We start from the raw sequence: 20822 nt of genomic DNA, 5'->3' as shown, positions 1-20822 counted from the left end.
GGAAGCATCCAGTGCGCGGGAGCAGAAGAGGTACGGCGGCGGCGACCGCCGTGGTGGCCGGGTTCATGACGGTGACGGCGGGCTGCGGCCTCATGGACGAGAGCGGGAGCGCTCCGACGCCCTCCCCGGAGCCCACCGTGCCGTTCACCAAGGAGACGGTGGCGGCGGAAATAGAGGCAGTGGCCCGCAACGGCGGGCTGCCGGCGGGGGACACCTCCATGGCCGGACTGCCGAAGGGCACCTGGCACACGTGCGTCGTGCCCTGGTGGGGTGACGCACCGGCGGCGGACGCCGAGGGCGCCTTCGAGACGGCGGTGCGCAAGCTGCGCCAGCAGGACTGGGAGATCGTCTCCAGCCACGCCGAGCAGGACGTCACCTACCGCACCCTGGCCAAGCGGAACTGGAAGCTGTACGCCCGGCACTACACGCTGAAGGACTCGGGCCCCGGGCAACTCGTGTCGCTGACCGCCGTCGAGGACGGGTGCGAGCTGCCCGAGGACATCAGGGGCGGCTACGAGGACCCTGCCTGACGGCGACGGCGACGGCGACGGCGACGGCGACGGCGGGTGCGACGGCGAGGGCGAGGGCGAGGGCGACGGCGAGGGCGAGGGCGGGGCGCGGCCCGAGGGACCCTGCCCCTGACACCGGGCGCGGGCCCCTGCCCCGCCCCGACGCCGGGCGCGGGCTCATCAGGGCAGGCCCGGCGTCAGGGGCGGCCACAGGGCCCGGCTCAGGCCTGGCAGCCCGAGTCGGCGATCACGAAGTGTCCGGCCGGCGACTCCCGGAGCGTGTGGGTCACGAAGACGTTGTACAGCCCCATGTCCTGCCCGGAACCGTTCGCGTAGGCGTGCCCGCCCGAGGTGTGCGCCCGGCCGGCCGTGACATGGGCGTAGTTCGACGCCGTGAAGCACCGCGCCGGAGCCGTGCCGCCCGGGGTGGTCGCCGTGACCGGGGACGAGGTGGCCCCCACGGTGCCCGAGGAGCTGACCGCCGCCACCGTCCAGCGGTAGGTGGCCCCGGGTGCCAGCCCGGTGTCCGCGAAGGACGTCGAGGCCGTCGTGGCCACCTTCGCGCCGTCGCGGTACACCGCGTAGGAGGTTGCGCCCCCGACCGCGTTCCAGGCCAGGGAGGCGCCGCTGCCGGTGACCTCGGTGACCTTCAGTCCCGCGGGGGCGGGCAGTCCCTGCTCACCTCCCGGGCCGTCCTGGTCCAGCCCCCAGAACAGGCCCGTGTGGTACGCCGAGCAGATGGTGTTCAGGAAGTACGCGGCCGCCGCCCCGCACTGCTCGGTGCCCGAACCCGGGCTCACCGGCAGGCCGTGCCCCATGCCCGCCACCGAGAACGTCTCCACTGCGGGACGCCCTGCCGCGTCGGTGTAGACGCTCCGGGTGGTGCTGCCGGGCAGGCTCTGGGTGCTCGACGGGGTCTGGCCGATGCCCCAGACGTCGGTCCACTGGTCGCGCAGCGCCGTGGCGTTGGCCGGGTACACCGTGTAGTCCGAGGTGCCCTGCCAGATCGCGACCCGGGGCCAGGGACCGGTCCAGCCCGGGTAGGACGCGCGCACCTTGTCGCCCCACTGGGCGGGCGACAGCTTCTGCGGGCCCGTCTGGCAGCCCGAGGCGGCGGCCTGGCTGGTGGCGCACTGGGCGGGCAGCCCGGAGGCCACGGAACCGCCCGCGAAGACGTCCGGATAGGCGGCCAGCAGATCGGCCGTCATCCCGCCGCCCGCGGAGAGCCCGGTCACGTAGACCCGGCGGCCGTCGGAGCCGTACGTCTGCTTGGCGTACTCGACCATCTGCACGACGGACGCCGCCTCGCCCCTGCCCCTGGTGCTCTCGGCCTGGTCGAACCAGCCGAAGCAGGAGAGCGCGTTGTTGGCCGACGTGGTCTGCGGGAAGACGACGTCGAAGCCCCACAGATCGGCGTACTTGGGCCAGCCCGAGCTGCTGTAGTACGCGTTCGCCGACTGGGTGCAGCCGTGCAGGGCGACGACGAGCGGCGCACCGGCCGCCACATTGTCCGGGGTGTAGGCGAACATCTGCAGATTGCCGGGGTTGGAGCCGAATCCGGTGACCTGCACCAGACCGGCGGCGGCCGGGGCGGCGACGGCGGGGGCGGGCTGCGCGACGAGCAGGGCGAGCAGCCCGGCGGCGAGGGGGGCGAGGCGCCGGAACAGGCGGCGCAGGATCGGTGGGCACACGAGGGGGGCCTCCTTCGAGGGATGTGCGGGTGCTGCCGGAACCTATGAGCCGGGGCCCGGACCGCCCATGTGGCAGAAGGCCACCCGCCGCGCACCGCTGTGTGCGGCGCTCCTCTTGCGCCCCCGCCCGGGCCCCCGGCGGTCCACGCGGCCCGCCGGTCCCCACCATGTACGCCGCCACCATGCGGCCGGCCCAGGGTGTGTGCACCGACCCCGTGTGATGCGGGCGGTGACGTCCTTACGGTGACGCCCATGCAGACTTCCAGGACCCCCCAGCACGACCCTCTCGCCCCCTCCGCACTCGCCGGACTCACCGCCCTGGTCACCGGCGCGGCCAGCGGCATCGGGCTGGCCTGCGCCGAGGCGCTCGCCGCCGCGGGCGCCCACGTGCACGTGGTGGACAAGGCGGGTGACGCGGCCAAGAGCCTGGCCGAACGGATCGGCGGCACGGCCTGGGTGGCCGACCTCTCCGTGGCCGAGGCGGTGGACGGACTGCCGGCCGACGCGGACATCGTGGTCAACAACGCGGGGCTCCAGCACGTGGCGCCGGTGCACGAGTTCCCGCCGGACCGCTTCGCGCTGATCCACCGCGTCATGGTGGAAGCACCGTTCCGCATCTTGCGCCGTACCCTGCCCGGCATGTACGAACGCGGCTGGGGCCGCGTGGTCAACATCTCGTCCGTCCACGGACTGCGCGCCAGCCCCTACAAGTCGGCCTATGTCTCCGCCAAGCACGCACTGGAAGGGCTCAGCAAAGTGGTCGCACTCGAAGCCGCGCCGCACGGGGTGACGAGCAACTGCGTCAGCCCCGGCTACGTCCGCACGCCCCTGGTGGAGAACCAGATCGCCGACCAGGCCCGCAGCCACGGCATCTCGGAGCAGGACGTGGTCGGCCAGGTCTTCCTGGAGCGCAGCGCGATCAAGTCGCTGATCGAGCCCGGCGACGTGGCCGGGGCCGTCCTGTGGCTGTGCGGCCCCGGCGCCGCGCACATCACGGGCAGTTCCGTCGCGATGGACGGCGGCTGGACCGCCCACTGACCCGCCCGACCGTCCGCCCCCTCGAAGAGAACCCGGCCGCCCATGTCTGCTCCCTCCCCCTCTGCCGCGCCCCTCCTGGCACGCCTCCTCGACCTGCTGGCCGACGACGCCCCCGCCGAGGCCCTGGGCGCCGTCACCTCGCAGGCCAGGGCCGCGGGCGTGCCCGCGGCCGAACTGGCCGAGGTGGAGCGGGCGGCCGCCACCGCGCTGCGCATCCGGGGCGCCCTGCGCCAGCACCGGCGCCGGGAACTCCAGCTCACCGCCCTCTTCGACACGGCGGGGGACCTGGCGGCCTCCCGGGACCTGGACGACGTCCTGAAGGCGATCGTGCGGCGGGCCAGGATGCTGCTGGGCACCGACACCGCGTATCTCACGCTCCCCGACGAGGAGGCCGGGGACACCTACATGCGGGTGACCGACGGATCGGTGTCCGTGCTGTTCCAGCGGCTCCGGCTCGAACTGGGAGAAGGGCTCGGCGGACTGGTGGCGCAGACCGCCAGCCCGTACGCCACCCCCGACTACCGCACCGACGAACGCTTCCACCACACCCGCAACATCAACGCCGGTGTGCTGGACGAAGGGCTCGTCGCCATCCTGGGCGTCCCCCTGCTGCTCGGCTCCAGCCGGGGCGGCACGGGGAAGGTCATCGGGGTCCTCTTCGCCGCCGACCGCGCCGCCCGGGTCTTCAGCCCCGACGAGGTCGCCCTGCTCTGCTCGCTCGCCGCGCACGCCGCGATCGCCATCGACACCGCCCGCGCGCTCGACGACACCCGCACCGCCCTCGCCGAACTCGCCGGGGCGAACGAGGAATTGGCCGAGGCGAACGCCGCCGTACGCGCCCACTCCGCCGCCATGCAGCGTGCCGAGGAGGCGCACGACCGGCTCACCGACCTGGTGCTGCGTGGCGGCGACGTGAAGGACGTCGCCGTGTCCGTCGCCGGGCTGCTCGACAGCCCTCTGACGATCCACGACCCGGGCGGACGCCCGCTGGCGGCCGTACGGCCCGACGGCTCCGCCTTCGCCGCCGACAGCATGGACGCCGGATGGCTCGCCGGTACCGCCGACGAGTCCCGGCTCGGCGCACGCGCCGTGCACCGCGACGGCCGGTGGATCTGCGCCGTGCTCGCCGGACAGGAGCTCCTCGCCAGCCTGGTCCTGCACCGGCCGGACCGGCTCGACGACTCCGACCGCCGGCTCTTCGAACGCGCTGCCGTCGTCACCGGCCTGCTCCTGCTGCTGCGCCGCACGGTCGCCGAGACGGAGAACCGGATACGCGGCGAGCTCATCAGTGATCTGCTGGGCGACCCGGACCGCGACCCGGCCGGGCTCGCCGAGCGTGGCCGCAGACTCGGCATCGACCTGGACCGGCCGCACCTGCTGCTGGTGGCGGAGGCCGCGGCCCGCGAGAAGCTCGGCGGCGCCGCCATGCGGTACCTGTTCGGCGGGGACATCCACGGGGTGAGCGCCGAACACGCGGGCACGATCGTGCTGCTGATCGACTGCGACGGCGAGGGTACGCCCGCGGGGGCTGCCGCACGCGCGGCGGCAGCCCAGCTCGGGCACCTCGTCCAGGCGCCCGTCACGGTCGCCGGCACGGGCCCGGCGGCCGGAACCCGCGAACTCGCCGCCGCCTACGCGGAGGCCGCGCGCTGCCTGCGCGCCATGCGGGTGCTGGGACGCGAGGGCGAGGGCGCCTGCGTCGGCGAACTCGGCTTCCTCGGCGTCGTCCTGGGCAACGCCAAGGACGTGGACGGCTTCGTGACGAACGTGCTGGGACCGCTGCTGCGCTACGACGAGCGGCGCGGCACCCAGCTGGTGCGGACCCTGCGGGCGTACTTCGGCGCGGGCGGCAGCCTGATCCGGGCCAAGGACGAGCTGCACGTCCACGTGAACACGGTCGTGCAGCGCCTCGACCGGATCCAGGTGCTGCTCGGCCGCGACTGGAACGAGCCGGACCGCGCCCTGGAACTGCAACTCGCCCTGCGCCTGCACCTGCTGTCCGGCGGGCGGGCGGGCTGAGCCCTCCCGCCCGCACCCTCAGACCGGGACCGCCGCCAGCAGCGCCTCGGCGACCTGGCCGGCACCCTTCTCGCCCGTCAGGACCGTGTAGTGGTTGACGTCGTCGACGCGCACCGCCCTCACCCGGGTGGCGGGCTGCCCCGCCGCCGTCAGCCGGGCCTCGTCGTACAGCCCCTGCTCCTCATTCATGAGGCCCCGCTGCGCCCACAACAGCGTCGCGGGTCCGGGGAGTTCGTGCACCGCCGCGAGCACCTCCTCCTGGAACAGGCCCACTCCGTCCGTACGGACCGCTTCCAGGAGGCAGCCGGAGCGCAGCGCCGGCTCCTCACCCGTCAGATCGCGCTGGATGTAGGCGTCGACCTCGGGTGTCCAGGCCTCACCCCCGAACGCCGGATGGGCCCGCCAGAACGACCGGTAGGCGTCCCGGTCGGGGAAGGTCATCGACAGCCGGTCCATGGCCGGGCCGATCACCGCCGTGATCAGTTCGTCCGCCGACAGATGGGTGGGCGCGGGAAAGCCGAACCCCCCGTCGACGAGCACCGGCGGCCCGAACCGCCCGGGATGCCGTACGGCCGCCAGCGCCGCCACGAAGGCCCCCATCGAATGGCCCGCGAGCGCCACCCGCTCCCCGCCGAGCGCCTCGGCGAGCGCCGCGGCGTCGTCCGCGTGCGCGGCGATGCCGTACGGGCCGGGCAGCGTGGCGCTGGCCCCCCGGCCCCGCAGGTCCGGGGCGACCAGGGTGGCCCGGCCGTCCAGCAGACGGGCCACCGCGCCCCAGGAGAGCGCGTTCGCCGTGATGCCGTGCAGCGCGACGGCCACCGGGGCGCCGGGATCGCGGGCCGGCCAGCGCAGCGCGGCCAGTTCACCCCCGGCGACCGGCACGCGTATCTCCTCGTACGGGGTCATCGCTTCTCCTCACGGGTCCGGCGCAGTCGGGACGGCAGCCGGGCCAGGCCGCCGGGCAGCAGGTGTACCACGGCCACGAACAGCACCCCCAGCAGGAACAGCGGCTGGGAGAGCGGCACCCGCAGGACCGCGGGCAGACCGGCGACCGCCCCCGAGCCCGCGAGGTCGCCGAGCCGGTGGTCGGCCCAGGTGTAGAGGATGCCGCCGACCATCGGGCCCCAGCGGGTGCCGGATCCGCCCAGCACCACCATCACCAGCAGCGACAGGGTGAAGTCGGAGGTCGTCGTCTGAGGGGTCGAGCCGCCGGTCAGCAGCAGATGGACGAGCCCGCCGGCCGCCGCCAGGGCCCCCGCGAGGACGAAGGCCGTCAGCTTGAACCCGTACGGCTTCAGGCCCAGCACCTCCACCCGGCGCTCGTTCTCCTTGATGCCCTCCCAGACCCGGCCGTTGGGGGAGCGCACCGCCCAGTGGACGACGCCCAGCGTGAGGACGAGATAGGCGAGCGTGATCCAGTACAGGTTCGCGGTGTGGTCGATGCCGACGAGCCAGGACGGCAGGAGTTCCGCCGGAGCCGCGCGGCCCTCCTCGCCGCCGGTGAGACCACCCGGGTTGCGGGAGACCAGGATCGACCCGGCCTGCGCGAAGGCCAGCGTCACCATGGAGAACCCGATGCCGGTGACCCGCAGGCTCACCGAACCGAGCACCAGGGCGAGGGCCGTGCCGAAACACAGTCCGAGGACTGCGGCGACGGCGAACGGCAGCCCCGCCTCCAGCAGGAACATGTTCGTGGCGTAGCTGCCCGCCGCGAAGTACAGGGCGTGACCGAAGGAGAGCAGCCCGGTCCGGCCCAGCAGCAGGTCGTAGCCGGTGGCCAGGGCGCCGAACAGCAGGCAGGTGGCCAGCAGTTGCAGGCTTCCCGGGCTGCCGACCGGACCGTCCAGCAGGCCGGGCAGGGGCAGCGCGCTGTACGGCGCGACGATCAGGAGCACGAGGGCGGCGGCCGGCCACCAGCGCAGCGGCCGGCGTCTGTCACGGACCGGAGCCGTGTTCGCGGCGGCGGGTGCGGATGTCGTGGCGGTGCTCACGCGAGCCTCCCGGTCAGTCCGCGCGGCCGGACGAGCAGCAGCGCGGCGAGCAGGACGACGACGGCCAGGTCGCCGAGGCCCGCTGCGGTGTAGTAGTTGGCGAACTGCTGGACCAGGCCGATGACGACGGCCGCCACCGCGGCGCCGGTCACCGAGCCCATGCCGCCCGTGACCACGACCACGAACGCGAAGATCAGCAGCGAGGTGCCCTGCCGGGGGTCGACCGAGCCGAAGTACAGCCCGCCCAGCGCCCCGCCGAGCGCGGCGGCGCAGCCGCCGATCGCGAAGACCAGCGTGAACGCCTTGCGGACGTCGATGCCCAGCGCCGTCACCATGGCCCGGTCCTCGACACCGGCCCGCACGACCAGGCCGTGCCGGGTCCGGCCGAGGAAGAGCCGCAGCGCGACCAGGACGACGACCGCCGCAGCGACCAGCACCAGCCGGTTGACCGGGACCTCGGCGCCCAGCAGCCCGAAGGTGCCGGACAGCGCCTCAGGCCCCGGGAAGGTCCGGGCGTCCGAGCCCCAGATGCCCGACAGCAGGGCGGGCACGGCGAGCCCCACCCCCACCGTCGCCAGCACCTGTTCGCGGGGCCGGGTGTACAGGGGCCGTACGACGGCCAGTTCCAGCACCACGGCGGCCAGGGTGCCCACCGCCGTACCGAAGAGGACCGCCAGCGCGAAGCCCCAGCCGCCCGGGCCCGCGCCGGGCAGATGGCCGGAGGCCGCCCACCAGGTGCCGTACGCGCCGATCGAGAGCAGCGCCCCGTGGGCGAAGTTGAGCACGTCCATCAGGCCGAAGATCAGCGAGAGCCCCGACGCGACGAGGAAGTAGAGCGCCCCCAGACCGAGTCCGGTCATGGTGAGCAGCACGATGGTGGACATCAGGAATCCGCCTCCGCGGTGTGAGGGGCGAGCGGGCCCCGGCCCACGCCGAGCAGCCTGCGGGTGGCCTCCGCGTCGCCCAGCAACGCGGCGGCCTCGCCCTGATGGGCCGTCCGTCCGTCGGCGAGCACCACGCAGTGCTCGGCGAGCCGGCGCACGACGGCGAGGTTCTGCTCGACGAGCAGCACGGGCACCGCCTCGGCGGCACGCTCCAGCACCCGGGCCACCTCGGTGACCACCTTGGGGGCCAGGCCCTTGGTGGGCTCGTCCGCGATGATCAGCCTGTTGCCGTTGAGCAGGGTGCGCCCGATGGCCACCATCTGCTGCTGTCCGCCGGACAGCGTTCCCGCCAACTGCCGCTCGCGGCGCTTCAGCTCGGGGAAGAGTTCATGGACGAGGCCGTACGCCGGCCCGTCCGCGCCCCGGCGCTCGGCCAGGCGCAGGTTCTCGGCGACGGTGAGACCGGCGAAGACGCCCCGGTCCTCGGGGGCGTAACCGATGCCCCGGCGGACCAGGGCGTGCGTGGGCAGGCCCACGGTCTCCTCGCCGTCCAGGCGCACGCTCCCGGCGCGCGGCACCAGGCCGAGCACACCGCGTACGGTCGTCGTCTTCCCGGCGCCGTTGCGGCCGAGCAGCGCGGTCACACCGTGGCGTGCCACGTCCAGGTCCACGCCGTGCAGGATGTGCCGGCCGCCGATCAGGACGCGCAGGTCCCGTACGGCGAGCAGTGCGGGGGCGGTCACAGTCCCTCCCCGAGGTAGGCCTGCTGGACGACGGGGTCGGCGGTCACCGCGCCCGGGGTGTCCAGGGCGAGGAGGCGGCCGTGGTGCATCACGGCCAGCCGGTCCGCGAGGCCCAGCAGGACGTCCATGTGGTGCTCGACCATGAGGACGGTGCGGCCCTCGTCGACGTGCAGGGTGCGGATCAGCTCGGTGAGGGCCGGGACCTCCTCGGCGCTCACCCCGGCCATCGGCTCGTCCAGCAGCATGATCCGCGGCTCGCCGACCAGCAGCACCGCGAGCTCCAGCTTGCGCTTCTCGCCGTGCGAGAGCTCGGCCGCACTCGCCCCGGCGCGGTGGCCGAGACCGGTGCGCTCCAGGACGCCGGTCACCTCGGCGGCGTACGCGGAGGCCCGCCGCCAGAGCCGGTGCGAGCCGCCCTGGCGGGCCTGGGCGGCCAGCCGCACGTGCTCGGCCACGGTCATCTGCGGCCAGAGGCTGGAGGTCTGGAACGTCCTGCCGATCCCGCGCCGCGCACGCGTGTGCACGGGCAGGTCCGTGAGGTCCGCGCCGTCCAGCGCCAGCGAGCCCGCGGTGGGCCGCACGATCCCGCTGATCAGGTTGAAGAGGGAGGTCTTGCCCGCCCCGTTGGGCCCGATGAAGGCGAGGAACTCGCCCTCCCGGACATCGACCGTGACGTCCTCGACGATCGCCGCTCCGCCGACGCGCCAGCCCAGCCCGTCCAGCCGGAGCACGGGCGCGGCCACCCGTGCTCCCTCGTCCCGCGCGGTGGCGGTCCCGGATGCGGTCACCGGTCAGCCCGCCGAGGGCTTCGCGGGCGGAGCCACCGTCCCGCTCGGCTGCGTGCTCACCAGCTCGGGCTTCGCGGCGGCGCCCACACCGTTGAGCCTGGCCACGAACATGGGCTGCACCAGCGCGTGGTCACCGGCGCGGATCTGCTCCCGGCCCTTCACCCCGTCGAAGCTCCAGCCCTCCAGCGCCTTCACCATGGCGGCGGTGTCCGTGGCGCTTCCCTCCTCGACGGCCCGCACGATCATCTGCGCCGCGGTGAACCCGTCGGGGGTGAACAGGTCGGGGGTGCCACCGGCCTTCTCGACCCCGTCGAGCATGGCCTTCTCCACGGCGTTGCCGCCGCCCGCCCCGGGGAAGTAGTGCGCGAGGAAGGAGACCTTCGCGCCGGCGGCCCCGAAGACGGGGTACGAGGCCGTCCCCGCCAGACCCGTCACGACCTTGGCCGCCGTCAGCACCCCCTGCTGGTCCAGCGCGGTCCACAGGGCGGGGGCGGTCGCACCGGCCCAGGCGACGAAGACCAGGTCGGGACCGCCCGCCTTGACCTGCCGGGCGAAGGGCGTCAGGTCCGTGGCGCTGGGCGGCGCCAGCACGGAGCCGACCTTCGCCCCCTTGGCGCCCAGGACCGCCTTGACGGCGGCGACGTTGGCCTGGCCGAAGGTGGAGTCCTGCGCCAGGACCGTGACCCTCTTGCCCTCGGCGTCCCCGAGCATGGTGCCCGCGGTGAGGATGTCCTGGTAGGACTGCCGTCCCGAGCGGAAGGTGTACGTGTTGACCCCGGTGACCGCGTCCGTGGCGGCCGGGCCGTTGACGTACAGCACCTTGTTCTGCGCGGCCAGCGGGGCCATCTGGAGGGCGACCCCGGAGTCGGTCGTGCCGGCCAGCACCTTGTAGCCCTTGCCGATCAGGTTCTTCGCGGCCGAGACCGCCTTGCCCGGGTCGCCGGCGTCGTCCTGCTCGGTGACCTCGATGCGATGGCCGCCCGCCTTGCCGGTGCCCCTCGTCGCGTAGTCCAGACCCGCCATGAACCCGTCGCGGTACTGCTTCCCGTACGCGGCGAGCAGGCCCGTGCGGGAGTAGACGAGGCCCACCTTCACGGCCTCGTCCTCCCCCTTGCCGGACCCGGAGCCGCTGCCCGCCTGCCCGGCGGCGGTGCAGCCGGCCAGGAGGAGACCCGCGGCGCCGAGCGCGGCCGTGGTCAGGGTTCTTCTGTGGACGGTGCCAACGGCTCTGCGACGCATGGTGACCGGCTCCTCGGCGTGGTTCGGGTGATGTGGGCCGAACCGTACGAACACCGTGGCGCCGTCGACATGGTGCAGGGCACCTCACCTCGGCGGGTGCCGGTGTGGGCACCGCACATGGGCGCGCCTCAGCGGGTGTCCGCCGGAGAGCCGATCAGCCCGCACACCGTCTCGATGTCCCGTGTCACCTGAGCGATGGACTCCCGCCCCGACAGCCAGGTGATCAGGGCGGAGTGCCAGGTGTGCTCGATGACGCGGACCACGGACAACTGGTCCTGCGAGGGCTCCTGCACCCCCATCGCGTCCAGGACGATCGCCGTCGTCAGCCGGGACACGGCGTCCACCTCGGCACACACCCCGCGGTCCGCGAAGGTCAGCGCCCGCACCATGGCGTCCGCCAGGTGGGGATCGCGCTGGAGCGCCCGGAAGGCCCGCATCAGGGTCTCGGCGACCCGCTGGGCGGCGTCGTCCCCGGCGGGCGGCTGCCTGCGGAGGGTGACGTGCAGGTGCTGGAGCTGGTCCTGCATGACCGCCACCAGGAGGTGGATCTTCGAGGGGAAGTAGCGGTACAGCGTGCCCAGGGCGACGCCCGCCGCGTCCGCCACCTCACGCATCTGCACCGCCTCGAAGCCGCCCCGCCCGGCGAGCTGGACCCCGGCCTGCAGAATGCTGCGGCGACGGGCCTCCTGGCGTTCCGTCAGGGGCGGCACGGCCGGCCTGGCTTCCGCTGTCATCTGTCCCCATTCAAGAAGGGAGAACCGGTTCCCTGTCCGGACGGGCGGCCCTTTCCGGGCGCGCACAGCCCGCCGGGGCCTCCTCCGTGGCGCGAATCACCTGATCCGGCCGTCACGCCGACGCTACCTGCCGGTAGATTCGGTGCGGGTTGAACGAACGAGTCTGAAACTTGTTCTAGATTAGCGCGACCGGTTACGCTCCGGCGAACACGCAGTGATGAAGGGGGCCGAGTGTGACCGCTGAGGCCATAGAGACGGGCCCCTTCGAGGGCGGCGCCGCGTCGGGCACCGAGGGTGACCGGCCGTTGCGCATCGCGCTCCTGACCTACAAGGGCAACCCCTTCTGCGGTGGCCAGGGTGTCTACGTACGCCACCTCGGCCGCGAGCTGGCCCGGCTGGGCCACAGCGTCGAGGTGATCGGCTCGCAGCCCTACCCCGTGCTCGACGAGGGCGTCCCGCTCACCGAGCTGCCGAGCCTGGACCTCTACCGCCAGCCCGACCCGTTCCGCACCCCGGGGCGCGGCGAGTACCGCGACTGGATCGACCTGGCCGAGGTCGCCACCATGTGGACCGGCGGATTCCCCGAGCCCCTCACCTTCAGCCTGCGGGCCCGGCGGCATCTCCTGGCCAGACGCGGCGACTTCGACGTCGTGCACGACAACCAGACGCTCGGCTACGGCCTGCTCGGGGACCTCGGTGCCCCCCTCGTCACCACGATCCACCACCCGATCACCGTCGACCGCCAACTGGACCTGGACGCCGCGGAGTCGGTGCGGCGTCGGCTCTCGGTCCGCCGCTGGTACGGCTTCACCCGCATGCAGAAGCGCGTCGCCCGCCGGCTGCCCTCCGTCCTCACTGTCTCCGGCTCGTCGCAGCAGGAGATCACCGAGCACCTCGGTGTGCGCCGGGAGCGCATCCGCGTCGTCCACATCGGCGCCGACACCGACCTCTGGTCGCCGGACCCCTCGGTCGCGGAGATCCCCGGACGGATCGTCACCACCTCCAGCGCGGACGTCCCGCTCAAAGGCCTCGTCCACCTCGTGGAAGCGCTTGCCAAGCTCCGCACCGAGAACCCCGCGGCGCACCTCGTGGTCGTCGGCAAGCGGGCCGAGGACGGACCCGTCGCCCAGGCGATCGAGCGCTACGGACTCCAGGACGCCGTGGAGTTCGTCAAGGGCATCAGTGACGCCGAGCTCGTCGACCTGGTCCGCAGCGCCCAGGTCTCCTGCGTCCCCTCGCTGTACGAGGGCTTCTCGCTGCCCGCGGCCGAGGCCATGGCCACCGGGACCCCGCTGGTGGCCACCACCGGCGGCGCCATCCCGGAGGTCGCCGGCCCCGACGGGGAGACCTGCCTGGCCGTACCGCCCGGCGACGCGGGCGCCCTGGCCGCCGCCCTGCACCGGCTGCTCGGCGACGGCGCGCTGCGCGCCCGCCTGGGTGAGGCCGGCCGGGCCCGGGTCCTGGCCAACTTCACCTGGGCCAGGGCCGCCCTCGGCACCGTCGAGCTGTACCGTCAGTCGATCGCCGCCCGGCGGGCCCGCAGGTGAGCGACCCCGTGGCTCCCGGAATCCGTACCTCCGACCTCGAAGGCAGGCCCCCGTGCTGACCGTCGACTTCACCCGCTTCCCGCTCGCCGCAGGCGACCGAGTGCTCGATCTGGGCTGCGGCGCGGGCCGGCACGCCTTCGAGTGCTACCGGCGCGGTGCCCAGGTGGTGGCCCTCGACCGGAACGGCGAGGAGATCCGCGAGGTCGCGAAGTGGTTCGCCGCGATGAAGGAGGCCGGGGAGGCGCCGGCCGGCGCGACCGCCACCGCGATGGAGGGCGACGCGCTCAACCTGCCCTTCCCCGACGCGTCCTTCGACGTCGTGATCATCTCCGAGGTGATGGAGCACATCCCCGACGACAAGGGCGTGCTCGCCGAGATGGTCCGCGTACTGAAGCCCGGCGGCCGGATCGCGATCACCGTCCCCCGCTACGGCCCCGAGAAGGTCTGCTGGACCCTCTCCGACGCGTACCACGAGGTCGAGGGCGGCCACATCCGCATCTACAAGGCCGACGAGCTGCTCGGCAAGATCCGTGAGGCCGGACTCAAGCCCTACGGCACCCACCACGCGCACGCGCTGCACAGCCCGTACTGGTGGCTGAAGTGCGCGTTCGGAGTGGACAACGAGAAGGCGCTGCCGGTGCGGGCGTACCACAAGCTGCTGGTCTGGGACATCATGAAGAAGCCCCTGGCCACCCGGGTCGCCGAGCAGTTGCTCAACCCGGTCGTCGGCAAGAGCTTTGTGGCGTACGCGACCAAGCCGCACCTGCCGAAGGCCGAGGCGTGAGCACGCCGGAGCAGACCGAACACCTCGTCCTGCCGGGCGTCCTCACCGCCGAGGAGGCCGCCGAGACCGTGGCCGCGCTGCTGGCCGTGCAGCGAGAGGACGGGGCGCTGCCCTGGTTCCGAGGCCACCACCTCGACCCGTGGGACCACACCGAGGCCGCGATGGCCCTGGACGCGGCCGGTGAACACGAGGCCGCCGCGCGCGCCTACGCCTGGCTGGCCCGCCACCAGAACGAGGACGGCTCCTGGTACGCCGCCTACCACGACGGCGAGGCGGACCGCCCGACCGACCTAAGCCGGGAGACCAACTTCTGCGCCTACGTGGCCGTCGGCGTCTGGCACCACTACCTCGCCACCGGTGACGACGCGTTCGCCGACCGGATGTGGCCCACGGTCTACGCCGCGATGGAGTTCGTGCTGCGCCTCCAGCAGCCCGGCGGCCAGATCGGCTGGAAGCGCGAAGCCGACGGCACCCCCGTCACCGACGCCCTGCTGACCGGCTGCTCGTCCGTCTACCAGGCCCTGCGGTGCGCGCTGGCGCTCGCGGAGGAGCGGGAGGAGCCCCAGCCCGACTGGGAGCTCGCCGCCGGAGCACTCGGCCACGCCATCCGCAGCCATCCGGAGCGTTTCCTCGACAAGGACCGCTACTCGATGGACTGGTACTACCCGGTCCTCGGCGGCGCGCTCAGCGGAGCCGAAGCGACGCGGCGGATCGAGCAGGGCTGGGACCGCTTCGTGGTGCCCGGCCTCGGTGTGCGCTGCGTGATCCCCAACCCCTGGGTCACCGGGGGCGAGAGCTGCGAACTGGCCCTGGCGCTCTGGGTGACGGGGGAGTCGGACCGGGCCCTGGAGATCCTGCAGTCCGTCCAGCACCTGCGGGCCGAGGGCGGCCTGTACTGGACGGGCTACGTCTTCGAGGGTGAGCGGGCCTTCTGGCCCGAGGAACTCACCACCTGGACGGCGGGATCCCTGCTGCTCGCGGTGGCCGCGCTCGGAGGGGACGAGGCGACCACCGCGGTCTTCGGCGGCGAACGGCTGCCGAAGGGGCTGGAACCGGACTGCTGCCGTTAGGCCTCACGTCCGGATCACGCCGGGCTCGCGTGTGCGGCCCAGGCTGATCCGGACGCAGGACCCTAGAAGCGGCGGACCCGCCCGGCCACCGCGTGACCGACGAACAGATAGACGACGGCGGCCAGACCGTAACCGGTGACGACGCGTGCCCACGCCTCGTCGAAGGTGAACAGGTCGTACGACCAGCCGGCCAGCCATCGGGCCGAGTCCTGGACCCACTGCACCAGGTCGTTGCCCCGGTTGGCGTCGAGCAGGTACATCAGGATCCACAGAATGATGATGAACGCCATGATGTCCGCTACGACGGCTATGACGCGTGCGGCGGTACTGCTTCCTGTGCCTGTTCTGGGAGACATGCTCTCCGGATTGCCGCTTTACCGAGGGTGAAACCCGTACGGTGTGCGCCCGGTGGCGGCCTGTCCCCGAGAGCGTCGTCAACAGCGTCGAGGAGGCGCGGAGGAGCGCGGGCGCCGAGGTGACGGACAAGGTCCCCTCCACCTCCGAACTGGGCGGGTGAACCGGACGGGGAGCGGCGGGCGGGCCGCGTAGGGTGCCTGGATGACCCTTCTCGAACACACCCGCTACTGCGACGAAATACTGGCCCAGACGGCCGAGTTGGCCGGCCTCGTGAAGGACGCGGACCTGAACCGCCGGGTGCCCACCTGCCCCGCCTGGAATCTGCGCGAGCTCGTCGTCCACGTCGGGGGCGCCCACCGCTGGGCCGGGGAGATCGTCCGGGGCAGGGCGACCGAGGACGTCCCCGAGGACCGGGTGAGGGGCGCCGCGGGGCCGGAGGGCGACGGCGCGGAGGCGTTGCGGGCCTGGCTGGTGGAAGGCGCCACCGAGACGGTGGACGCCCTGCGGGAAGCGGGACCCGACACCCCGGTCTGGACCTGGGGATGGGACCACCGAACGGCCTTCTGGGCCCGGCGCATGGCCCACGAGACCGTCGTCCACCGGGCGGACGCCGCACTCGCCACGGGCACGGCCTACACGGTGGCACCCGACCTGGCCGCGGACACCGTCACGGAGTGGCTCCGGATCGTCGCCTTCGCGCAGGCCGAAGGCGACCCGGAGGCGGCCGAACTGCGCGGCGGCGGAAGGTCGTTGCACCTGCACGCCACGGACGTGCCGGGCGCGGAGTGGCTGATCGAGTTCGGCGAGGACGGCTTCACCTGGAGCCACGGCCACGCGAAAGCCACCGTGGCCCTCAAGGGCCCGCTGACCGAACTGATGCTGGCGTTCAACCGCAGGCAGAAGCCGGACGAAGGGGGCCTGGAAGTGCTGGGTGACCGGGGGCTTCTCGACTTCTGGCTGGACAGGTCGTCCTTCGGCTGAGGCCGGGGCGGACCTCGACTCCGGACACGGCGACGGCCCCCGCCCTTGCGGGCAGGGGCCGTTCACGTGCGAAGGGTCAGCCGCGCTGGATGCCCGTGGTGTCCTGGAGCACACCACGACGGCCGTCCTGCGTCTGGGCGACGAGCCCGGGACCGCGCTGCTCGACCGCGAGGTACCAGGTGCCCGGCGCCAGCTCGGCGATCGGGTTGGGGGAGCCGTCCTCGCCGTAGAGCGGACGGGCCACCGGCACCGCGAACCAGAACGGCGTGAAGTCACCGGCCGGTGCGCCACCGCCCTGGGGGGCCTGCTGCGCGGCCTGCTGCGGCTCCGGCGTGCCCGGCTGCGCGCCGTACGGCTGGGGCTGGCCCGGCTGGGCGCCGAAGGTCTGCTGGGCACCGGGGTAGCCGTAACCCTGGCCGGGCTGGCCGTAGGCGGGCTGCACACCCTGCGCGGGACGCGGTGCGCCCACGAGCGGCGCCTTGAGCGCGGGAACCAGCGGAGTGGCCACCGCGCCGCCCGCCAGCGCGATGGTGGCCAGCAGTCCGAGGATGAGACCGGCGCCCGCGTCACCGGCGTCGATGATCGTCCAGAACATGGTCCACAGGGAGAACACGGTGAACGCGGCGCCGAACTGGCCGAGTTCGAAGCCGGCCACCTTGCGGCCCGGCATGGCGCGGCTCACGATCAGCAGCGCGGCGCCGATGATGCCGGACAGATAGATGCTCATCAGGACGGACAGCGAGTCCCAGGCGTTCGCGCTGTAGTTGGAGCAGTCCACGCCCGAGGGGCAGTCGAAGCCGGAGAGGTCGAGGAAAGAGGCGATGAACAGCACGACCGCTGCTCCGATCACCACGCCGTCGCCTCGAGTGAGGGAGCGGATATTCACGTGAAGGTCCTTAGTCGGTCGTCTCGTCGGGGCGGTCGTCGCTGCCGCCTGAACGGCGGGTACGGTGCGAAGCTGGGGGCGGCTCCCCATCGTACGGATGAATCTATCGTCTGCCCGGGCGGGTTGTGGTGCTGCCCGGACCTCGGACTCACTGTCCCCCCAATGTCGCCACTGTCACCGCAGAACTACCGCATCAGATAGCTGTTGATGCCCTCGGCGATACCGAGAGCGGCTTTCTGGCGCCAGCTCGCACTGGTGAGCAGAGCGGCATCCTGCGGATCACGCATATTGCCGCATTCGATGAACACTTTGGGCACAGTCGACAGATTCAGCCCGCCGAGATCGTCACGGGTGTCGAGCCCGGTATCCCCGCCGATGTAATTGGAAGGGGCGCTTCCGGTAGCCCGTACGAATTTCCCCGCGATCCGTTCCCCCAGTTCACGCGAAGGCGCGACGATCTTCGTGGTGTCGGCGCCGCCCGCGCTCACCGCTGCGGGAAGGATGACGTGGAAACCCCGGTTCCCGGTTGCGGAACCGTCCGCGTGGACCGAGACGACCGCGTCGGCCCCTGCCGCGTTGCCGATACGGGCCCGCTCGTCGACGCACGGGCCGAAGGGGCGGTCGCCGTCCTGGGTGAGGACGACCTTCGCCCCCTCCTCCTCCAGCAGCGTGCGCAGGCGGCGGGAGACGTCGAGGGTGAACAGGGCCTCCGCGTAACCGGCGTCGGTGGCCGTGCCCGTGGTGTCGCACTCCTTGCGCCCGGTGCCGATGGCGACCTGGGCGTTGATCTCCCGCGTGTGGTCACGGTTGCCCGGGTTGTGCCCCGGGTCGATCACCACCGTGCGGCCCGTCAGCGGCCCACGGGCAGGCGGCTTCGGCTTCGGCTTCGGCTTCGCGGAAGTGGACGCGGCCGAGGGGCTCGTGGCCTCCGGCGCCGAGGGCTTGGGCGAGGGCGTCCCGGGGGAGGCGGGCGCCGACGGCCGGGCCGCGCCCGCCTCGGCGTCATCCGGGAGCGTCCCGCCGTCGCCTCCGCCGCATCCCGTCGAGGTCAGGCAGACGCCGGCCAGCGCCACTGCGGCGAACACGGGCCGGCGGCGCGGACCCGGGCGCGAGGTGGGGGGAACGAAATCGTCGTAGCGCACGCCGCGATGCTATCCGTGCCCCTCAGATCCCCGGCCCCGTACGCCGCAGCACACGCAGTGAGTCCGTCACCGAGATCTCGGTGAACGCCCCTGATTCCAGGGCGCGTCGGTAGACGCGGTAGGGCGCCTGGCCACCGTCGGCCGGGTCGGGGAAGACGTCGTGGATCACGAGCAGCCCGCCGTCGGCGACCTTCGGGGCCCAGCCCTCGTAGTCGCCGCCGGCGTGCTCGTCGGTGTGCCCGCCGTCGATGAACACGAAGCCGAGCTGCCCGCCCCACACGGCCGCCACCTGCGGGGACCGGCCGACGAGCGCCACCACGTGCTTCTCCAGGCCCGCCCGGTGCAGGGTGCGGCGGAAGGAGGGCAGCGTGTCCATCAGGCCGATCTCCGGATCCACCACCGAGGGGTCGTGGTACTCCCAGCCCGGCTGCTGCTCCTCGCTGCCCCGGTGGTGGTCGACGGTCAGCGCCGTCACCCCGGCCGCGCGGGCGGCGTCCGCCAGCAGGATCGTGGAGCGCCCGCAGTACGTGCCGACCTCCAGCAGCGGGAGCCCGAGGCCGGCGGCCTCCACGGCTGCGGCGTACAGGGCGAGCCCCTCGCGCACCGGCATGAAGCCCTTGGCGCCCTCGAACGCGGCGAGGACCTCGGGCTCGGGTACGGCGGTCGGCTCGGCGGTCACGGCTCTCCTCAGGTGGTGCGGGGTCGGTCGGCGCCCCATCGTGCCGTACGCCCCCGCCGGGCACGCGGCCGGGGCGTAGGAGCGTGCCCGCCGGTCAGCGCCGTACGGGAGCCGCAGCCCGGCCCTCGGCGGCCTCCGCCGCCGCGAGCTCGTCGCCCGCGCTGCTGGCCAGCAGCACCGGGGACGCGGGCTGCTGCCTGGGCAGGAACGCGGCCAGCGCCAGGCCGATCAGGACCGCCCCGGTCGCGATCATGAAGGAGGCCCGGAACCCCTCCATGGTGGGGACGTCCACCCCGCCCGCCCGTACCGAGGTGTTCGCCAGCACCATGCCGATGACCGCGCTCGACAGCGAGGTGCCGATCGAACGCATCAGCGTGTTCAGCCCGTTGGCCGCGCCGGTCTCGGACGCGTCGACCGCCCCGATGATCAGGGCGGGGAGCGAGGAGTACGCGAGCCCGATACCGGCCCCGAGCACCACCGCGATCACCACGGTCTGCCAGGCGGCGCTCATCAGGCCGAGCCCGGCGCCGTAACCGACGGCGATGACCAGCATGCCCAGCACCAGGGTCGTCCTGGGGCCGCGCCGCGCGGAGAGCCGGGCGTACAGCGGGGCCACGAACATCATCGTCAGGCCCAGCGGCGCCACGCACAGACCCGCGACCACCATCGACTGCCCGAGTCCGTAACCCGTCGACGTGGGCAGCTGGAGGAGCTGTGGCAGCACCAGCGACACGGCGTAGAAGGCGACCCCGACCATGATCGAGACGAGGTTGGTGAGCAGCACCTCACGCCGTGCGCTGGTCCGCAGATCGACCAGCGGCGCCGGACTGCGCAGCTCGAAGAGGCCCCACAGCACCAGGATCACCAGGGACGCGGCGATCAGGCCGAGGGTCGCACCGGAGGTCCAGCCCCAGTCGCCGCCCTTGGTGACGGGGAGCAGCAGGCAGACCAGACCGAGGGAGAGCCCCAGCGCCCCCGGGAGGTCGAAGCGGCCGGGTGCGCGCAGCGGCGGTTCCGGCACGACGAGGAAGGTCAGCGTCATGGCGAGCACGCCCAGCGCGGCCGAGCCGAGGAAGAGCGCGTGCCAGTCGGCGTGCTGGGCGATGAGCGCGGCGGCGGGCAGCGCGAGTCCGCCGCCGACGCCTATGGACGAGCTCATCAGGGCCATGGCCGAGCCGAGCTTCTCGCGCGGCAGCACGTCGCGCATGATGCCGATGCCCAGCGGGATGGCGCCCATGGCGAAGCCCTGGAGCGACCGGCCCACGATCATGACCACGAGATCGTCGGTGGAGGCGCAGATCAGCGAGCCGACCACCATCACGGCGAGGCTGGCGAGCAGCATCCGCCGTTTGCCGTACAGATCGCCGAGACGGCCCATGATCGGGGTCGCGACGGCGCCGGCGAGCAGGGTGGCCGTCATCACCCAGGTCGCGTCGGCCGGTGCGGTGCCGAGCAGGGACGGCAGGTCCTTGATGACGGGGACGAGCAGGGTCTGCATCACCGCGACGGTGATCCCCGCGAACGCGAGTACGGGGACGACCCCGCCGTTCCCGCGCCGGCGCGGGTCGGGAAGGGTCTCCCCGGCTTGCCGTTCGTTCGTCGTCCGTTGCATACGTGTGGCCTCCGGGCAGGGAAAGGTGAGGACGGGTGAGCGGGCAGAGCATGTGACCGTGCGCCGAGGGCGCCGGTCACCAAGTGTGTGCATGCTGAACGTTTCCGTGTGCCCGCGGTATTCCGGTG

The 20822-nt window shown here is 73.1% G+C and carries 21 protein-coding genes; 7 read left to right on the top strand and 14 right to left on the bottom strand.

The genetic code is table 11. From position 1 onward, the window contains the following. Positions 1–65: 65 nt before the first annotated feature. Positions 66–530 carry a hypothetical protein gene (locus tag ACFYQ6_RS02665; RefSeq protein ID WP_388759979.1) on the top strand — a complete coding sequence of 155 codons (465 nt, stop codon included), beginning with the start codon at positions 66–68 and terminating at the stop codon, positions 528–530. Here the strand turns inward: ACFYQ6_RS02665 and ACFYQ6_RS02660 are convergent. Together ACFYQ6_RS02660 and ACFYQ6_RS02655 are read right to left on the bottom strand one after the other, a co-directional pair. Continuing rightward, positions 502–645, bottom strand: coding sequence for a hypothetical protein (locus ACFYQ6_RS02660; protein ID WP_388759976.1), 144 nt, complete (start codon positions 643–645; stop codon positions 502–504). The genes ACFYQ6_RS02665 and ACFYQ6_RS02660 overlap by 29 nt on opposite strands. Positions 646–730: 85 nt before the next feature. Then, complete coding sequence (locus ACFYQ6_RS02655; RefSeq protein ID WP_388759973.1) at positions 731–2200, bottom strand: PHB depolymerase family esterase; 1470 nt, start codon at positions 2198–2200, stop codon at positions 731–733. 252 nt (positions 2201–2452) lie between these two features. Here ACFYQ6_RS02655 and ACFYQ6_RS02650 point away from each other — a divergent pair, with 252 nt between their 5' ends. Then, a complete protein-coding gene (locus ACFYQ6_RS02650; RefSeq protein WP_361570785.1) occupies positions 2453–3238 on the top strand; it encodes a 3-hydroxybutyrate dehydrogenase in 786 nt (261 codons plus the stop codon). 42 nt (positions 3239–3280) lie between these two features. After that, positions 3281–5257 (top strand): helix-turn-helix domain-containing protein, encoded by a 1977-nt coding sequence (locus ACFYQ6_RS02645; RefSeq protein WP_388759970.1) that lies wholly within the window; start codon positions 3281–3283, stop codon positions 5255–5257. A gap of 18 nt (positions 5258–5275) precedes the next feature. Here the strand turns inward: ACFYQ6_RS02645 and ACFYQ6_RS02640 are convergent, their stop codons facing one another. From ACFYQ6_RS02640 to ACFYQ6_RS02610, 7 genes are all read right to left on the bottom strand, one after another. Further along, a complete protein-coding gene (locus ACFYQ6_RS02640; protein WP_361570780.1) occupies positions 5276–6163 on the bottom strand; it encodes an alpha/beta hydrolase in 888 nt (295 codons plus the stop codon). Further along, positions 6160–7248 carry a branched-chain amino acid ABC transporter permease gene (locus tag ACFYQ6_RS02635; protein WP_388759967.1) on the bottom strand — a complete coding sequence of 363 codons (1089 nt, stop codon included), beginning with the start codon at positions 7246–7248 and terminating at the stop codon, positions 6160–6162. The genes ACFYQ6_RS02640 and ACFYQ6_RS02635 overlap by 4 nt, the downstream gene beginning before the upstream one ends. Beyond that, a complete protein-coding gene (locus tag ACFYQ6_RS02630; protein WP_361570774.1) occupies positions 7245–8132 on the bottom strand; it encodes a branched-chain amino acid ABC transporter permease in 888 nt (295 codons plus the stop codon). Before ACFYQ6_RS02630 ends, ACFYQ6_RS02635 begins: the two co-directional genes overlap by 4 nt. Then, positions 8132–8875, bottom strand: a complete 744-nt coding sequence (locus ACFYQ6_RS02625) for an ABC transporter ATP-binding protein (RefSeq protein ID WP_356735583.1) — start codon at positions 8873–8875, stop codon at positions 8132–8134. The genes ACFYQ6_RS02630 and ACFYQ6_RS02625 overlap by 1 nt, the downstream gene beginning before the upstream one ends. Next, a complete protein-coding gene (locus tag ACFYQ6_RS02620) occupies positions 8872–9663 on the bottom strand; it encodes an ABC transporter ATP-binding protein (protein ID WP_361570771.1) in 792 nt (263 codons plus the stop codon). Before ACFYQ6_RS02620 ends, ACFYQ6_RS02625 begins: the two co-directional genes overlap by 4 nt. A gap of 3 nt (positions 9664–9666) precedes the next feature. Next, positions 9667–10902: a substrate-binding domain-containing protein gene (locus ACFYQ6_RS02615; RefSeq protein WP_388759963.1), complete on the bottom strand. Its 1236-nt coding sequence runs from the start codon at positions 10900–10902 to the stop codon at positions 9667–9669. Between the two features lie 128 nt (positions 10903–11030). Next, positions 11031–11636: a TetR family transcriptional regulator gene (locus ACFYQ6_RS02610; protein WP_361570765.1), complete on the bottom strand. Its 606-nt coding sequence runs from the start codon at positions 11634–11636 to the stop codon at positions 11031–11033. A gap of 233 nt (positions 11637–11869) precedes the next feature. Between ACFYQ6_RS02610 and ACFYQ6_RS02605 the strand changes: the two genes are divergently transcribed. Genes ACFYQ6_RS02605 through ACFYQ6_RS02595 form a run of 3 tightly spaced genes read left to right on the top strand, consistent with a single transcriptional unit; the run spans position 11870 to position 15037 of the window. Beyond that, a complete protein-coding gene (locus tag ACFYQ6_RS02605; RefSeq protein WP_388759960.1) occupies positions 11870–13183 on the top strand; it encodes a glycosyltransferase family 4 protein in 1314 nt (437 codons plus the stop codon). A gap of 52 nt (positions 13184–13235) precedes the next feature. Beyond that, complete coding sequence (locus ACFYQ6_RS02600; protein WP_356735593.1) at positions 13236–13967, top strand: class I SAM-dependent methyltransferase; 732 nt, start codon at positions 13236–13238, stop codon at positions 13965–13967. Further along, positions 13964–15037, top strand: a complete 1074-nt coding sequence (locus ACFYQ6_RS02595) for a prenyltransferase (protein ID WP_361570759.1) — start codon at positions 13964–13966, stop codon at positions 15035–15037. Before ACFYQ6_RS02600 ends, ACFYQ6_RS02595 begins: the two co-directional genes overlap by 4 nt. Positions 15038–15099: 62 nt before the next feature. Here ACFYQ6_RS02595 and ACFYQ6_RS02590 read toward each other — a convergent pair whose 3' ends face one another. Beyond that, the gene (locus ACFYQ6_RS02590; protein ID WP_361570756.1) at positions 15100–15393 is read right to left on the bottom strand and encodes a hypothetical protein; all 294 of its coding nucleotides are present in this window, start codon (positions 15391–15393) and stop codon (positions 15100–15102) included. A gap of 202 nt (positions 15394–15595) precedes the next feature. On the opposite strand from ACFYQ6_RS02590, the gene ACFYQ6_RS02585 reads away from it, so the two are divergent. Then, complete coding sequence (locus ACFYQ6_RS02585; RefSeq protein WP_361570753.1) at positions 15596–16375, top strand: maleylpyruvate isomerase family mycothiol-dependent enzyme; 780 nt, start codon at positions 15596–15598, stop codon at positions 16373–16375. A 76-nt stretch (positions 16376–16451) separates the two neighbouring features. Here ACFYQ6_RS02585 and ACFYQ6_RS02580 read toward each other — a convergent pair whose 3' ends face one another. From ACFYQ6_RS02580 to ACFYQ6_RS02565, 4 genes are all read right to left on the bottom strand, one after another. Next, positions 16452–17261 carry a DUF5336 domain-containing protein gene (locus tag ACFYQ6_RS02580; RefSeq protein ID WP_388759955.1) on the bottom strand — a complete coding sequence of 270 codons (810 nt, stop codon included), beginning with the start codon at positions 17259–17261 and terminating at the stop codon, positions 16452–16454. Between the two features lie 185 nt (positions 17262–17446). Further along, positions 17447–18403, bottom strand: coding sequence for an N-acetylmuramoyl-L-alanine amidase (locus ACFYQ6_RS02575; protein ID WP_388759952.1), 957 nt, complete (start codon positions 18401–18403; stop codon positions 17447–17449). Positions 18404–18425: 22 nt separating this feature from the next. Continuing rightward, the gene (locus ACFYQ6_RS02570) at positions 18426–19121 is read right to left on the bottom strand and encodes a class I SAM-dependent methyltransferase (RefSeq protein WP_388759949.1); all 696 of its coding nucleotides are present in this window, start codon (positions 19119–19121) and stop codon (positions 18426–18428) included. A 55-nt stretch (positions 19122–19176) separates the two neighbouring features. Then, complete coding sequence (locus tag ACFYQ6_RS02565; protein WP_361570744.1) at positions 19177–20694, bottom strand: MFS transporter; 1518 nt, start codon at positions 20692–20694, stop codon at positions 19177–19179. Positions 20695–20822: the final 128 nt, after the last annotated feature.

Source organism: Streptomyces sp. NPDC005494, from assembly GCF_042872025.1.
GTDB lineage: Bacteria > Actinomycetota > Actinomycetes > Streptomycetales > Streptomycetaceae > Streptomyces.
The sequence above is the reverse complement of the archived record's forward strand: the minus strand, read 5'-3'. Positions and strand labels throughout refer to the sequence as shown.

Excerpts from the sequence above, each read along its gene's own strand:
- ACFYQ6_RS02665 (WP_388759979.1), top strand. The coding sequence starts at position 66 with ATGACGGTGACGGCGGGCTGCGGCCTCATGGACGAGAGCGGGAGCGCT.
- ACFYQ6_RS02650 (WP_361570785.1), top strand. The coding sequence starts at position 2,453 with ATGCAGACTTCCAGGACCCCCCAGCACGACCCTCTCGCCCCCTCCGCA.
- ACFYQ6_RS02645 (WP_388759970.1), top strand. The coding sequence starts at position 3,281 with ATGTCTGCTCCCTCCCCCTCTGCCGCGCCCCTCCTGGCACGCCTCCTC.
- ACFYQ6_RS02640 (WP_361570780.1), bottom strand. The coding sequence starts at position 6,163 with ATGACCCCGTACGAGGAGATACGCGTGCCGGTCGCCGGGGGTGAACTG.
- ACFYQ6_RS02630 (WP_361570774.1), bottom strand. The coding sequence starts at position 8,132 with ATGTCCACCATCGTGCTGCTCACCATGACCGGACTCGGTCTGGGGGCG.
- ACFYQ6_RS02615 (WP_388759963.1), bottom strand. The coding sequence starts at position 10,902 with ATGCGTCGCAGAGCCGTTGGCACCGTCCACAGAAGAACCCTGACCACG.
- ACFYQ6_RS02610 (WP_361570765.1), bottom strand. The coding sequence starts at position 11,636 with ATGACAGCGGAAGCCAGGCCGGCCGTGCCGCCCCTGACGGAACGCCAG.
- ACFYQ6_RS02590 (WP_361570756.1), bottom strand. The coding sequence starts at position 15,393 with ATGTCTCCCAGAACAGGCACAGGAAGCAGTACCGCCGCACGCGTCATA.
- ACFYQ6_RS02585 (WP_361570753.1), top strand. The coding sequence starts at position 15,596 with ATGACCCTTCTCGAACACACCCGCTACTGCGACGAAATACTGGCCCAG.
- ACFYQ6_RS02570 (WP_388759949.1), bottom strand. The coding sequence starts at position 19,121 with ATGGGGCGCCGACCGACCCCGCACCACCTGAGGAGAGCCGTGACCGCC.
- ACFYQ6_RS02565 (WP_361570744.1), bottom strand. The coding sequence starts at position 20,694 with ATGCAACGGACGACGAACGAACGGCAAGCCGGGGAGACCCTTCCCGAC.